Here is a 14,273-nt window from a genome sequence, read left to right on the forward strand (position 1 = left end):
TATCTTTTTTTTACAAATTTATTTCCTAATGCCTACAATATCACTGATAAATCAATAACTAAAAGGGAAAGGTATCCTCTCCCTCTTACCTCTCCCTTATTCTCTATATCACCGTGCTGCTAAAGTCTATTAAATATTCCTCTAACTCTCGCAACAGTCTTTTACGTCCCTTAAACCGTTCGTCGCCTAGTAAGCGGTGGTATAATTCTAGTTGTTCTTTGTCTAACTTGGAAGTGTAGGCTGCTAGAGAACTTCGAAGAGCGACTAAATCATCTAAGGCTAGTTCGCGCTTGCTCAGTCTATGACTAATGGTACCAACTTCCTCATAAGACTGTCGATCAAACCGGCGTTTTTGGCTCTCTTGCTTGCGAAGAATGTCATGAATATGATTCCGAAATTTTGTCTTGAAGTAACGATAGAGGCGGCTTTCATCTTGACTGATATCTGGATGACTTTCTTCCAGCTGGTGATAAACCAGCATACCTTCTTGTTCCCAGTCACTACTCTCCCATAAATGTACATAATAATCTCGTGCACAGCGCCGGACGATCCACTGCACTTTCTCATAGCGTTCCTTGAAGTTCATGTTATCTCCTTTTTCTTTGATAATATGATTCTACAAGAAAATCTTCTCCTTCAGGGGGCATTCCTCCATCCTGTCTATTTTATCCCCTAACTGGTACCTAACAAAAATATCTATGACATCTCAGGGACTTTTTATGACATGTTAGGCTTTAAAGAATAAAAAAAAATAGCTTGATTACACAATTAGTAATCAAGCTATTTAATAAGAAAAGCATCTCTTAATTTTCTTCCATTTTGGATTTTATTTCATCATAGGAAAGGGCATGTGCTTCTCGTTCCAAATCTTTTTCAGATTCTTCTGGCATATGACCTGTTTCATAGAGAGATTTAATTTGGGTGCTATCAAGCGTTTCATATTTAAGCAATGCTTCTGCAATCAATTTATGGGTTTCACGATTTGCTTGAATAATCTCAGCTGCTTTGTTTCGTGCTTCATTTAGTAATGAACGAACTTCCTCATCAATCTCATAGGCTGTTTGCTCTGAAATTGATTTTTGAGGACTTTGTGCACCAAACATAGCATGGTTACCTTCGTATTGGACTGGGCCAAGTTTTTCACTCATACCGTATTCAGTGACCATTGCACGCGCCATCTGTGTAGCTTGTTCAAAGTCATTGGAAGCTCCTGTAGTTTGGACATTAAAAATGATCTCTTCAGCTACACGACCACCCATGAGACCAGCCAATTGCTCTTTCATGTCTTCTTTAGACAGAAGCATTTGGTCTTCTTTAGGCAGGGCAATCATATATCCGCCAGCACGACCACGAGGCACAATGGTTACCTTGTGTACGACACGCGCATTGGACAAAACAAGTCCGACAATCGTATGCCCCGCTTCATGGTAAGCGACAATCTGACGATCACGCTCTGAAACGGTTTTATCTTTCTTAGATGGTCCTGCGATTACTCTGTCTTCTGCTTCATCAATATCATCTGCATCAATGACTTTCTTATTACGACGAGCTGCAACCAAGGCAGCCTCATTTAAGACATTTTCCAAATCAGCACCAACAAAGCCAGGTGTCTGCTGAGCAACTAGTTTCAAATCAACATTTTTAGCCAGTGGTTTATTTTTAGCATGAACGCGAAGAATAGCTTCCCGACCCTTCACATCAGGGCGACCAACTAAAACTTTTCTGTCAAAACGACCTGGACGTAGAAGAGCTGGATCAAGAACATCCGAACGGTTAGTAGCCGCAATGATAATGATTCCTTCATTGCCTTCAAAACCATCCATTTCAATCAAGAGCTGATTAAGAGTTTGCTCCCGTTCATCATTACCGCCACCGAGTCCAACACCACGCTGACGACCGACGGCATCAATTTCATCTATGAAGATAATAGCAGGAGCCGCTTTTTTCGCATCTTCAAATAGAGAACGAACACGGCTTGCTCCGACACCGACAAACATTTCAACAAAGTCAGAGCCTGATATGCTGAAGAAAGGAACACCTGCTTCACCAGCAACTGCCTTGGCAAGCAAGGTCTTACCAGTCCCCGGAGGGCCTTCCAAAAGAACACCTGCCGGAATACGAGCACCCAGCTTAGTATAACGTTTTGGATCTTTTAGGAATTCAACAACTTCAACAAGTTCTTGTTTTTCCTCTTCTGCACCAGCAACATCTGAGAAGCGTACTTTGATATCTTCTTTATTGGCCGCACGAGCTTTATTGCGTCCAAAATTCATAGCGCCACGAGCACCGCCACCGCCTTGATTCATCATAGACATAAAGATGAAGGCGATGATGATAAATGGAACCAAGGAGATCAAAAGATTAATCCACATTCCACTGGAGCTTTCACGCTTAATAGTCACTTCTGTCTCATGCTCAGCAGCTAGCTTTTGCAAATCAGAAACTGTTGTATCTGATGGCAAAACAACACTAGTAAATCTGCTAACTTTTGAGATTTCCGGACTGAAAAACAGGATTCCTGTCGTATCTTTTGATTCTTTAGGTTTTTTGTAAGTACCCGATACCTCGATAATACTACCATTTGGCTGGTAGCTCATCTCTGTAACATTATTATTTTGAATTTCTTTTACTAATTGGCTGTAGTTGATTTGCTGGCTACGGCCTGTCGCACTTCCTGTAAAGAAATACTGAAAACCTGTAACAAGGACTACAATAGTTAGAATATAGAGAAAAGGATTTTTTATAAAACCATTATTTTGTTTATTTTTCATTTATATCTAGTAAACCTTTATTTTGTATAAACTTCTTCTTTCAAAACACCTACATAAGGAAGATTGCGATAATACTCATCATAATCTAGTCCATAACCCACTACAAATTCATTTGGAATTGTAAAGCAAGTATAGTCCGCCTCAATGTCAACAATGCGTCCTTCTGGCTTATCCAACAACGTAGCAATTTTTACAGATGCTGCATTTCTTTCTTTGAATAAATTACACAAATTCTTCAAAGTTTGGCCAGTATCGATAATATCTTCGACAAAAAGAATATCACGACCAGTAATATCTTGATCAATATCTTTGATAATATTAATCACGCCACTACTAGTTGTACCGCCATGATAACTAGACACCAGCATAAAATCTAATTCGATATCTGTATCCACGTGTTTGATTAATTCGGCCATAAAAGGAACTGAACCCTTCAAAATTCCTACAAAAATAGGCTTTTTACCTTGATAGTCTGCTGTCAACTGTTGGCCCAATTTTTTTGCCGCTGCTACGATTTCCTCATGAGAAACCAATACTTTTTTAATATCTTGTTCTAGCATAATTTTACCTATCTAATTTTCTGAATATAAAGTACAGTACTTATTATATCACTTTTTAATTCCTTACTCAAATCACTGATAGCGATATTTACAATTGCCAAGATCTGCTGATTTTGCTCTACAACAATCGCTTTTTCGCGTTCTTCAAATGGAATTTTTTGATCAATGAATAGCCGACGAAGTTTTTTGTGATGTCCCTTCAAACGAAGACAATCACCTGTTTTCCTGCGACGTAAAAGAAGTGGTGTTTCACGTGAAACTGCAATCGCTTGAACATTTTCACCCTCCAAAGGAGTGCCAAATGAGAATTGATAGTCCCAAAATTGAAGTTGATTACCACATTCTAACAGAATTGAGCCTACTTTCAAATCAGACCTACGACTGATTTTTCTGATTTCAAAATGCTTATAATCTTTCACCAACTCATATCCATCCTTTAAAGGGTGGAGGTAATTAGCCTTGGTTCGTAAGATTCCTAAGATTTCTTCAAATTGCTTTTTATTTATATTTAATGAAGGAAATTTCTTTAAATATTCCTGCAGGAGAAAATTTTGCACTTCTGGAATTTGCCGCTCAAACACTTCAAGATTTGTAATGTCCAAACCTTGCGTCAGATGAGACAGAGCTGTCTGTAAGTTCCCAACTTCTTTCCCTAAAGAAATCAGAGAATCCTTAAAGCGTGGATTTTCCTTTTCAAGACTGGGAAGATAAAGATTGCGAATCCGATTTCTGAGATAGTCATTTTGAAGATTGCTCTTATCTTCAAAATGCAAAATATCAGGGAAATCTTGCTTATGAAAATAAAGCAGAGGTCGGATTAATTCACCATTTGCAAAAGGTTGAACCTCGGTCATTCCAGACAAGTGGCGCAGCCTTGCTCCTCGTAATAACCTCATAAACACCGTCTCGGCCTGATCATCAGCATGATGAGCCGTTACTAAGGCCGTATAGCCTTCTGTCAGCATGATTTCTTCAAAAAAACGATAGCGAAATCGCCGAGCTTTTTCCTCGGAAAAATCACCTGAAAAATTTGAGCTGAAAAATTTCACACCAAGTTTCTGGGCAAAATTTGACAGCTCTTTTTCTTCCATATTTGACTCTGGTCGTTGCTTGTGGTTGACATGCGCTATCCCCAGCTCAATCTCTAATTCTTCCCTGTTCTGGTACAAAAGATGGAACAAGGTCATCGAATCCAAGCCACCAGAAACTGCTACCAGCACTTTTCGATGATTTTGAAAATACCGCTTTTCCTGCATTTGTTTGCGAAACTTCTGATCGATCATTTCAGAACTCCGTACACATCATCTGCGATTTTAGAAATTGTATCGTAATCCGAATTATTCGTAAGAATGGCAATGATAAATGGCGAATCCGCATACACAATAGCGACATCATGCTTGAAGTCGTAAGCATCACCAATTTTATGAGCAACTTTTACATTGATGTTTTTAGAAATTCGCTGATTATCATAATTTGTTTGAGATAAGGCATCGATAATCATGCCATTTTGCTTATAAATGGCTTCCATAACATTGCCTGCCATTCGAGCTGAAGCTTGTCTGCTTTCCACATCCCACTTTTTACCCGCAATTTTTTCAATAGTATTTTGAAATTGACTATCAGATTGATTGCTTGTATAGTAGGCAAGGATATTGTGGGCCACATTATCCGACTCTTTTGCTACACCATTGATTAAGTCCTGCACAGAATATTCCTTATCATTTGCTGATTTGGAAATACTGCCGCTTCCCTCAGGGTCATAGGCACCTGCAAAATCATTGACAGCCGCTGTATATTTTAACTTTTTATCCAAGGAAAGGCTATGGTTGTTCAGTTGCTCCTGCGCATAATAAAGATAAGGAATTTTCGTCACACTGGCTGAGTACATTTGTTGATCTGGATTAATACCTGCTTCTTTGCCCGTTTCTAGCTGTTTTACATAAATAGAAAAGTCAGCTTTTTTGTACTTAGAATTTAAAAGCTCCTGAACCTTTTCCATCCGATTATCTTCTTGGGAAAGAAAATCAACAGAAACCCAACCTTGACCTTCAATTTTAGCATATTCTCCCTTAGCTGTTTGAGCAATTTGTACCACCTTTACTTTGCTATAAGCAGGTAGTTTAGCTGCAATCTTTTTAGAAGAATTGATCGGGATAGTATCGTAGAGCACATAGTTAGGGGCCAGCCATCTTTCCTGTTTGACATCTGTGATAGACTGAACAGTATCCTCATAAATGCTATTCTTATCTGCAATTACAAACTGGCCATTCTTTAATTTAAAGATAGGAATTCCAGCCTCATTCACGTGCAACTCTGTCAGCTCTAGTGGCTGATCTGGCAAAAGTTTCCCAGCTACCTTAGTCAAAGTAGCATCTGTAAAAGTAGGCGTTTCTTCATAAACATTAGGATTTGTAGGGATACTCGTATGGTAACGGCCATAAGCTGTACCTGTCAGCTGATACTTTTCTTCTTCGTCTAAAACAAGTTCCTTTTCAGTACTGATTGCTGTTTGACTGCTCCATAAAGCTGGCAGTAAAAATATCAGCAAAAGTAACTTACGCATGACCTCCCCTTTCCTTTTTCGTTTCTTGAAGTTTTAAAGCTTGATTCTTTTCGGATAATTCTGCTAGTTTTTCATCCGAAAAAGATAAAAATTTCTCTATATTTTGAAGTAAATTTTCCATGATTATTGTGGTAATAAATCTGGTGTTGTGTAAATGTATTCTCCTTCTTTTGAAAAAGAATACTTGGCACGAGCATATTTGGCAGCATAGCTGTCATCTTTCAACTTAGTAGCAATATCAGACTGATAGCTCTTTTCTTCACCTAATTTTTCATATTTTTTTTGTAGTTGTGCATATTGAGCACGACGATTAAGTAAAGTTTCGTAGCTCTGGTATAAATTATAGGCTGGAAGGATAAAAAGTAGCATAACTAAAATTAGAACCCATCCCATAAAACGATTTCGTTTCCGACGCTCCTCATCGAGGTATCTGCGACGCTGATTTTCATCTTGGATAAAGCGATTATTTATTTGAACAATATTTCTAGACATTTTCTTCGATCCTTGTCTCACTGATAATTTCATACATTTTAGCAGCATCTTCTTTTTTAGTGCTGTCTTTCATCTCAAGAACCCGCACTGTTAGTAGCTTATTGCCAAAACGAACTTCAATTTGATCATTGATTTTCAAATCTGTCGAACTTTTTGCCAAGATTCCATTTACCTTGATACGGCCTTTATCTGCTACCTCTTTAGCTACAGGGCGCCGCTTGATAATGCGTGATACCTTTAAATATTTGTCTAATCTCATAGTCTTTTCCTCGATTTTCTCTTAATATTCTATCATTCTTTTGAAAGAAACAAAGCTTAAAAGCTGAAATTTTACCGAATTGTAATGTTTATTCAGCTTTTCGATTCTTGATTTCTACCAGTTTCTCACCAAAGTTCAGCAAGTTTTCCAAAATCTCGAAATCTTTTTTATTCCGAACATCAAAAATGACTTCAATCAAGCCTTGCTGCTCTCCAATTCGAGCTTTTAGATTTGTCGCTGACAAAGCTTCAAAATAATCTTGGGTCAGATAGATTTGCTGAGAAATTTTTTCAAAACGAATGATGACAGATTCTTGCTTCCGCTCAACAAGTGCCACAAAGGCTTGATCAAGATAGGATTTGACTAAACCAATCTCCAGTAGGTAAGCTACTACATCCGGATATTCTCCAAAGCGGTCAATCAATTCATCTTGCAGATGTTCATAATTTACACGATTGTCAATTTCACGAATTCTCTTGTAAACCTCGATTTTCTGACGCTCATCAGAAATATAATCACTTGGAAGATAGGCATCAATCTGAAGATTGATTTCAGCATTGCTTTTTTGGCGCTTGGTTTCCTTACCTTGTTTCTTAGCAATGGCTTCTTCTAAAAGCTGAGAATACATTTCAAATCCTACAGAATCAATGAAACCAGACTGTGAACTTCCTAAAATGTTCCCCGCTCCTCGGATAGACAAATCCCTCATAGCAATCTTAAATCCAGATCCTAGCTCAGTAAATCCTTTAATGGCTTCTAGTCTTTTTTCTGAAACTTCAGTTAGAGTTTTATCTGGTCGGTACATAAGATAGGCATAGGCAATTCGATTGCTGCGGCCAACCCGGCCACGAAGTTGATACAAGGTTGACAGACCCATGTGGTCAGCATTTTCAATAAAGAGAGTATTTGCATTTGGAATATCGACACCAGTTTCGATGATCGTTGTTGTAACTAAAATATCATATTCGCCATTAACAAAGTCTAATAAGGTATTTTCTAAACGCACCTCTGTCATCTGTCCATGAACATAACCCATTGAAGCCTCTGGAATCAACTCTTTTAATTCTGAAACTTTTTGCTCAATGGTGTCAACTTTATTGTAAAGGTAGTAAACCTGTCCGCCTCGGTCTATTTCACGTAAAACCGCATCCCGAATAACTGTCTTATTATTCTCTAAAACATAGGTTTGGACTGGATAACGATTTGTCGGTGGTGTTTCAATGACCGATAAATCTCGAATTCCCAACATCGACATATGGAGGGTTCGTGGAATAGGGGTGGCCGTCAAGGTCAGCACATCAACCTTCTTTTTAAGCTCCTTTAACTTTTCCTTATGCTTGACACCGAAACGCTGCTCTTCATCTATCACCAGTAGTCCCAAATCGGAGAATTTTACATCTGCTGATAGAAGGCGATGGGTACCGATAATAATATCAATCTGCCCTTTTTCCAATTTTTCCAGAGTCTCTTTTTGCTCCCCTTTGCTTCTAAAACGGCTGAGAACATCGACATTTACGGCAAAATCATTGAAACGTTCTTTAAAGTTTGTGTAGTGTTGTTGAGCTAAAACAGTAGTCGGAACCAAGATAGCCACCTGTTTATGATCGTTGACAGCCTTAAAAGAAGCCCGCATAGCCACCTCTGTCTTCCCAAAACCAACATCTCCAACCAAGAGTCGATCCATAGGACGGTCACTCTCCATATCCTTCTTGATTTCCTGGATACTTCTGAGTTGGTCATCTGTTTCCACATACGGAAAGGCATTGTCAAACTCTACTTGATGCTGGTCGTCACTAGAAAATTGAAAACCTTTTAATTGACTACGCTCTGCATATAATTTAATAAGGTCATCGGCAATATCTTCAACCTGATGTTGTACTTTTTGCTTCGTTTTTTGGAAACGCCCATCATTTAACTTGTTAATTTTAGGTGCTTTTCCATCGCTAGCTACATATTTAGACAAAAGATTGATTTGATCCACCGGAATGGAGATACGATCTGCATTTTGATACTGAATTGTCAAATAATCTCGATGAACTCCTGAAACTTCAATCGTTTCAATTCCTAAATAGCGACCAATACCATGGATATTATGAACCACATAGTCGCCTTTTTCCAGCTCATTATAGTCTTTCAGCCTTTCAGCATTAGAAATATTTTGACGACGAATCCTACGTTTGATTTTTTTCTGAATCATCTCATGTTCAGTAATCAAAACGATTTTTTCATCGACAAAATTAAATCCTTGAACTAGATTTCCTTCTATGATCTGGACAGCTTTTTCATGGATGTCTTTTTCCTTGATGTAATCTAAATGAATCTCATAATCCTGTAAATTTTTATGTAAACTTTGTAAACTTGAGTCTGAATTTGCCTGCAAGATTACCGTATAATCCGATTTCCTAAAACGATTGATTTCTTCTCTTAAGAGAGGAAACTGACTAAAGAATTCCTGCATTGGATATTGATTGAATTGATAAAGTGCATCAAATTTTAGATTTCCTAAGCCTTTGTGGAAGTTAGAAAAAAATGTAGCAGGTTTATATTTACGATAGTCCTGATAGTTATTTGCAAAGTATTGTTGATTTGACAGTGCTTTACTATTTTGTAAATCATCTGTCAAGATGTTGGCAACTTCTAATGCAAACTGGGCATGCTTGTCCATTATCTTTTGAAAATCATCAAAAAATATAGGAGTGTGAGTTGGTAGATAGTCTAAAATAGTCCATTCTTTCTGATAGAAAAAGGAAAGGAATTTGCGAATATCTGCATGATGAGATTGCTCTCTAACAGAGCTTAATACTTCTTCTAAATAGGATTTTAAAGAAGGATCAATAACCGTAGAGAGGGACGCTTCTAGATTTTTCTGTCCCCTTGCATAATCTTCTTCTGTCAATAGAAGATCTGTAACAGGCTCTATCAAAATCTGTTCCACATTTTCAAGAGAAAGTTGATTTTCAGGATTGAAAATCCTTATGCCATCAATCTCATCTCCAAAAAACTCTATCCGATAAGGATATTGAGCCGAGCGTTCAAAAATATCTAGAATATCCCCTCTCAGACTATACTCTCCTTGACTGAGAACCTGAGAAACCTTTTTATAACCATTACTTGACAAGGACTTTACTAGGTTGTCAAGGTTATATTCTTCAGTAACAGAAAGGATAAGCTCAGATTTTTTAAAAATATCAGGCTGGGGCAAGAATAAGCGACTGGCTGCGACATTGATGATCAGAATCCCATTCTTCTCTTTGTCCGATAAAAAATTCATGGCCTCTAATCTGGCAAAGATTTTTTCTTGCGATGAAAAAACAAACTCAGCCAAAGGGGTATCATCTGCCAGGAAAGTATAAACTTTTTCTTCTCCCAACAAAGAAAGCAAATCACTAGCCAGACGCTCTGCTTCATTTTGACTCGAAGTGATGACTAGGATTTTCTCCTGCTCTTCTAAGCTACTGGCAATCGCCAAAGCTTTTGTTGAAGCTGAAAGTCCCATCACTAACTGACGGGTCTTCTTTTGTAATTGTTGCTTCCAGTCTACAATTTGTTGGTTTCGACCAAATATATCAAGTAATGTCATTGTCTTATCCATTGTATTGTTGCATGGTCTGCTCAAAATTCTCAGTTTGTAAATAATGATTTACAGCACTGTCAACTCTGTCTAATGTATTTAAAATACTGATATAGTCTTCCTGATCAAATTTCCCTAAAACATGATGAATAACTGACATATTATTTTTAGGTCTTCCTATGCCAATTTTTACTCGCTTGAATTCCTGTGTTCCAATATGTTTAATGATGGACTTAATACCATTGTGCCCGCCAGCTGAACCTTTGGTACGAAGGCGAATTTTCCCAACTTCCATATCCAGATCATCATAAATAACGAGTAAGTCATCTACATCTAAGCCGTAGTAAGTGAGCAGGGCATGGACTGCTTTCCCACTTTCATTCATAAAAGTAGTCGGTTTTACAAAATAGACTTTTTCCCCATTTAAGAAAGTTGAAGTAATTTCTGCTTGAAAAATCTTATCTGCTGTAAACTTTAGATTTAATTCTTTACACATCTTGTCAACTAACATAAAACCAACATTGTGTTTTGTTTCGAAATATTTATCTCCTGGATTTCCCAATCCAACAATTAATTTTGTCATTTTACTCCTTTATAAAAGCCAAAAGGGCTGGAAATTTCTTTCCAACCTATGTATTTTAACTTTACACTTAATTTACACGTTAAAGCGGAATTCCATAATATCGCCATCCTGAACGATATATTCTTTTCCTTCTTCACGCAAGCGGCCAGCTTCTTTTACAGCCTTTTCAGAGCCATATTTCACCAAATCATCATAAGACATCGTCACTGCACGGATGAAACCTTTCTCAAAGTCTGAGTGAATGATACCAGCTGCTTGAGGAGCTTTCATGCCACGCTTGAAGGTCCAAGCCCGGACTTCCTTTTCACCAGCGGTAAAGTAGGTTCCAAGTCCCAATAGATGATAGGCTGCACGTGTCAATTTGTCTACACCTGACTCTGTCAAGCCGATAGCTTCCAAAAATTCTGCTTTGTCTTCATCATCCAGTTCAGAAATTTCTTCCTCTGCACGCGCTGAGATGACAACAACCTCAGCATTTTCTGTAGCTGCAAATGCGCGAATCTGCTTCACATAGTCAATATTGTCTGGATCAGCCACCTCATCTTCACCGACATTGGCCACATAGAGAACTGGCTTAGTCGTTAAAAGAAAAAGGCCTTTGACGATTTTTTGCTCTTCTTCTGTAAATTCAACTGTCCGAGCTGACAGACCATCTTCCAGAACAGGTTTGATTTTCTGCAAAACATTAAATTCTGCAACTGAGTCCTTATCCTTCTGGGTGCGAGCCATCTTCTCAACACGCGCATAGCGTTTGTTAATGCTTTCCAGATCGGCCAAAATAAGCTCCAGGTTTATGGTCTCGATATCAGCCATAGGGTCAACGAAGTCAGACTCACGGCCCTGTTCCCGCATGACATTTTCATCATCAAAGGCGCGGACTACATGGACGATAGCATCCACTTCACGGATATTGGCCAAGAATTTATTTCCCAGACCTTCTCCTTTTGAAGCTCCCTTTACAATACCAGCAATATCTGTAAATTCAAATGTAGTGGGAACCTTCTTTTGAGGTTTAATCAATTCTGTTAATTTGTCCAAACGAGCATCTGGCACTTCTACCCGACCGACATTTGGATCAATGGTCGCAAAAGGGTAGTTGGCAGCTTCTGCCCCTGCTTTTGTAATTGCATTAAATAAAGTTGACTTGCCCACATTAGGCAGTCCAACAATCCCTGCTGTTAAAGCCATTCGTATCTTCTCCATTCATCTTTTCAATCCAAACCATTATACCATAAATCCTTATCCTAAACAGCGGATTTGAATGAAAAATTTCCTGCTTTCTGGATAGAAATAAAAATATTTTCTACAAAAAATGATATAATATAGTTAATATTTTGATAAAAGGAGTTAGCCATGAAAAAAATGACAATTAAAACCTTTGTTCTTTCTTTCTTGACCATGTTTACTTTACTTTTTTTAGCTGCCTGCAGTAGCAGTCCTAAAAAATCCTATTTTCAATTGATTGACCAAAAGACCAAGCAAGACAGCCGGATCACTCTTGAGTATAAGGGCGATGATTTGCTGAACAATGAAACCAGCAATGTTTTCTATTATGAGCCTATCGGATTGACAAAAGATACCGCCAAAGAGCAAATTGGGGGCTACATGAAAACCCTGGAAAATATTAAAGGACTTACTAATAAAATCGAGTATAAAGACGATCATTTGACGCAAAAGATGACGATGGATTTTAGCAAGGCAGATATTTCAGAACTGAAAAGCAAACAACTTATCCAAATAGATGGAGACCAAAAAGCTAATTATATCAGTTATAAAGAAACGGTAAAATCTCTTGAAGCTTCTGGTTATAAAGAAGTCAAAGACGGCAAATTTGAAGAACTAAAATAAATGCAGAAAACGGATAAGACTTTCTTGGTCTTATCCGTTCTTTGTTGATGAGATAGGTCATTCAAAATTGGGCTAAGTCAAAAAAGTGGACTATTCGATGACCTTCTTCATTTTTCTTTCAAAATCATACCTGCTCATCATGACAACGTGTTCGCAGTTGCTGCAGCGAATCTTGATATCTGCTCCCATGCGGATGACTTCCCAACGATTGGCCTTTTTGCCCGTTGACTTAATGGTACAGGCATGGGGCTTTTTCATTTCTACAAAAGTTCCAAGTTCGTACATCTTCTCTCCTTTTGACAATCTTTTTTTATTATCTTAAAAATACAGATTGGCGCTTCTCTCCATCCTAGCTGTATTATACCACAAGTTTAGAGTCAGCTGCTTGTAAATGATCAAAATAAGACAAGGCAGATCGAATCAACCTTGTCTTAAATCTTATCTTCTAATTAGTACGGACTGGTGTGATCAGCTGGATAAAGTTTTCAGCATCTTCGCTTGGTACTAAAGTGAAAGGACGAACAGCTGAAATAAAGCTAATGGTCACCTTCTCACTATCGACTGCCTTTAGCGCTTCGATCAGGTAGGTAGGATTGAAACTAATGGTCAAATCTTCTCCTGACACACTTTCTGTATCAATTTCTTCATTTACGCGTCCAACTTCTGGTGAATGGACGTGAGCGCTGACAATGCCCTTCACAATTTCCAATTTCACGGTTCCATTTTGAGTCGCATTGGACAGAAGACGAGACCGTTCCATGGCATGACGTAAATTATTGGTATTAAAGGTCACAACGCTTGAAAATTCTGTCGGAATCAGGCGGTCTGTGTCAGGATAGTTTCCTTCCAGCAGGCGTGTATAGAAGCTGATATTCTCACTTCTAAAGAGAAGTTGGTTATTGGCAAAGAAAACCTCTACTGTTTCAATTTCGTCTGTGAAAACAGCCGTAAATTCACGCAGGGAACGGCTAGGGATCACCACATCGAAGTCATCTCCCTTCTTGTCCAAAGTAATTTTCTTTTGGCTCATCCGGTGAGAGTCTGTCGCAACTGTTTTGAGGGATTGATTATCTGTCAAAACAAAATGAACACCCGTCAAAATAGGACGGCTTTCTTGCGTGCTAGCAGCAAAAGCTGTCTCATTGATGATATTTTTAAGGACTTTTGTTTCTAAAACCAAAGGATTGCTAGTAGAGACTTCTTGGATACGTGGATATTGATCTGCATCTTTTCCTTTTAGCGTAATTTCTGACTTGCCACTGGTAAGGACGATTTGTTTTTGCTCAATTTCTTTAAAATCAAGCACGATATCTGGCAAGCTAGAAATGACATTGATAAAGAAATTTGCTTCGAGGAGGATCGAACCTGGCGAAGTAATCAAGAGCCCAGCATTCTCATTTTGCACTGAAATGAAGTTTTCAATGGAAATTTGGCCATTGGAACCAATCAAGGTAATGCCTTCTTTCGTTACATCAATTTTAATCGTTGATAAAATTGGAATAGCGTTTTTTGTACTGATAGCTCTTTTAGTTGTATTCAAAGCTTGTAGGAATAAATTTTTATTAATAGAGAAGTGAATCATAGGGACTCCTTTTATTATTTATGATTATGAAGTTAATAGTAATA

General features: G+C 38.1%; 14 protein-coding genes. 1 reads left to right on the forward strand and 13 read right to left on the reverse strand.

Going from position 1 to position 14,273, the window contains the following annotated elements; genetic code table 11:
• Positions 1 to 103 precede the first annotated feature (103 nt).
• From FZ954_RS08765 to ychF, 11 genes are all read right to left on the reverse strand, one after another.
• Positions 104 to 586 carry a sigma-70 family RNA polymerase sigma factor gene (locus FZ954_RS08765; protein ID WP_045497765.1) on the reverse strand — a complete coding sequence of 161 codons (483 nt, stop codon included), beginning with the start codon at positions 584 to 586 and terminating at the stop codon, positions 104 to 106.
• A 217-nt stretch (positions 587 to 803) separates the two neighbouring features.
• The gene (ftsH, locus tag FZ954_RS08770) at positions 804 to 2,771 is read right to left on the reverse strand and encodes an ATP-dependent zinc metalloprotease FtsH (protein WP_148878101.1); all 1,968 of its coding nucleotides are present in this window, start codon (positions 2,769 to 2,771) and stop codon (positions 804 to 806) included.
• Between the two features lie 17 nt (positions 2,772 to 2,788).
• Positions 2,789 to 3,331, reverse strand: a complete 543-nt coding sequence (gene hpt, locus FZ954_RS08775) for a hypoxanthine phosphoribosyltransferase (protein WP_048765820.1) — start codon at positions 3,329 to 3,331, stop codon at positions 2,789 to 2,791.
• Between the two features lie 8 nt (positions 3,332 to 3,339).
• Positions 3,340 to 4,614 carry a tRNA lysidine(34) synthetase TilS gene (gene tilS / locus FZ954_RS08780; RefSeq protein WP_148878102.1) on the reverse strand — a complete coding sequence of 425 codons (1,275 nt, stop codon included), beginning with the start codon at positions 4,612 to 4,614 and terminating at the stop codon, positions 3,340 to 3,342.
• Positions 4,611 to 5,894 (reverse strand): serine hydrolase, encoded by a 1,284-nt coding sequence (locus tag FZ954_RS08785; RefSeq protein ID WP_148878103.1) that lies wholly within the window; start codon positions 5,892 to 5,894, stop codon positions 4,611 to 4,613. The genes tilS and FZ954_RS08785 overlap by 4 nt, the downstream gene beginning before the upstream one ends.
• Complete coding sequence (locus FZ954_RS11995; protein WP_125372373.1) at positions 5,887 to 6,015, reverse strand: SP_0009 family protein; 129 nt, start codon at positions 6,013 to 6,015, stop codon at positions 5,887 to 5,889. Before FZ954_RS11995 ends, FZ954_RS08785 begins: the two co-directional genes overlap by 8 nt.
• Before the next feature lie 2 nt (positions 6,016 to 6,017).
• The gene (locus FZ954_RS08795) at positions 6,018 to 6,386 is read right to left on the reverse strand and encodes a septum formation initiator family protein (RefSeq protein ID WP_045499867.1); all 369 of its coding nucleotides are present in this window, start codon (positions 6,384 to 6,386) and stop codon (positions 6,018 to 6,020) included.
• Entirely contained in the window at positions 6,379 to 6,645 is a 267-nt protein-coding gene (locus FZ954_RS08800) for an RNA-binding S4 domain-containing protein (protein ID WP_005591371.1), read from the reverse strand. The genes FZ954_RS08795 and FZ954_RS08800 overlap by 8 nt, the downstream gene beginning before the upstream one ends.
• An 88-nt stretch (positions 6,646 to 6,733) precedes the next feature.
• Positions 6,734 to 10,237 carry a transcription-repair coupling factor gene (gene mfd / locus FZ954_RS08805; RefSeq protein WP_148878104.1) on the reverse strand — a complete coding sequence of 1,168 codons (3,504 nt, stop codon included), beginning with the start codon at positions 10,235 to 10,237 and terminating at the stop codon, positions 6,734 to 6,736.
• Positions 10,230 to 10,799, reverse strand: coding sequence for an aminoacyl-tRNA hydrolase (gene pth, locus FZ954_RS08810; RefSeq protein ID WP_148878105.1), 570 nt, complete (start codon positions 10,797 to 10,799; stop codon positions 10,230 to 10,232). Before pth ends, mfd begins: the two co-directional genes overlap by 8 nt.
• Before the next feature lie 72 nt (positions 10,800 to 10,871).
• Positions 10,872 to 11,987: a redox-regulated ATPase YchF gene (gene ychF, locus FZ954_RS08815; RefSeq protein ID WP_125388440.1), complete on the reverse strand. Its 1,116-nt coding sequence runs from the start codon at positions 11,985 to 11,987 to the stop codon at positions 10,872 to 10,874.
• Between the two features lie 165 nt (positions 11,988 to 12,152).
• On the opposite strand from ychF, the gene FZ954_RS08820 reads away from it, so the two are divergent.
• The gene (locus tag FZ954_RS08820) at positions 12,153 to 12,647 is read left to right on the forward strand and encodes a DUF1307 domain-containing protein (RefSeq protein WP_148878106.1); all 495 of its coding nucleotides are present in this window, start codon (positions 12,153 to 12,155) and stop codon (positions 12,645 to 12,647) included.
• A 90-nt stretch (positions 12,648 to 12,737) separates the two neighbouring features.
• Here the strand turns inward: FZ954_RS08820 and FZ954_RS08825 are convergent, their stop codons facing one another.
• A complete protein-coding gene (locus FZ954_RS08825; RefSeq protein WP_015604158.1) occupies positions 12,738 to 12,932 on the reverse strand; it encodes a DUF951 domain-containing protein in 195 nt (64 codons plus the stop codon).
• Between the two features lie 160 nt (positions 12,933 to 13,092).
• A complete protein-coding gene (gene dnaN / locus FZ954_RS08830) occupies positions 13,093 to 14,229 on the reverse strand; it encodes a DNA polymerase III subunit beta (RefSeq protein WP_148878107.1) in 1,137 nt (378 codons plus the stop codon).
• Positions 14,230 to 14,273: the final 44 nt, after the last annotated feature.

This window comes from Streptococcus sp. Marseille-P7375 (assembly GCF_902460365.1).
GTDB lineage: Bacteria > Bacillota > Bacilli > Lactobacillales > Streptococcaceae > Streptococcus > Streptococcus cristatus_I.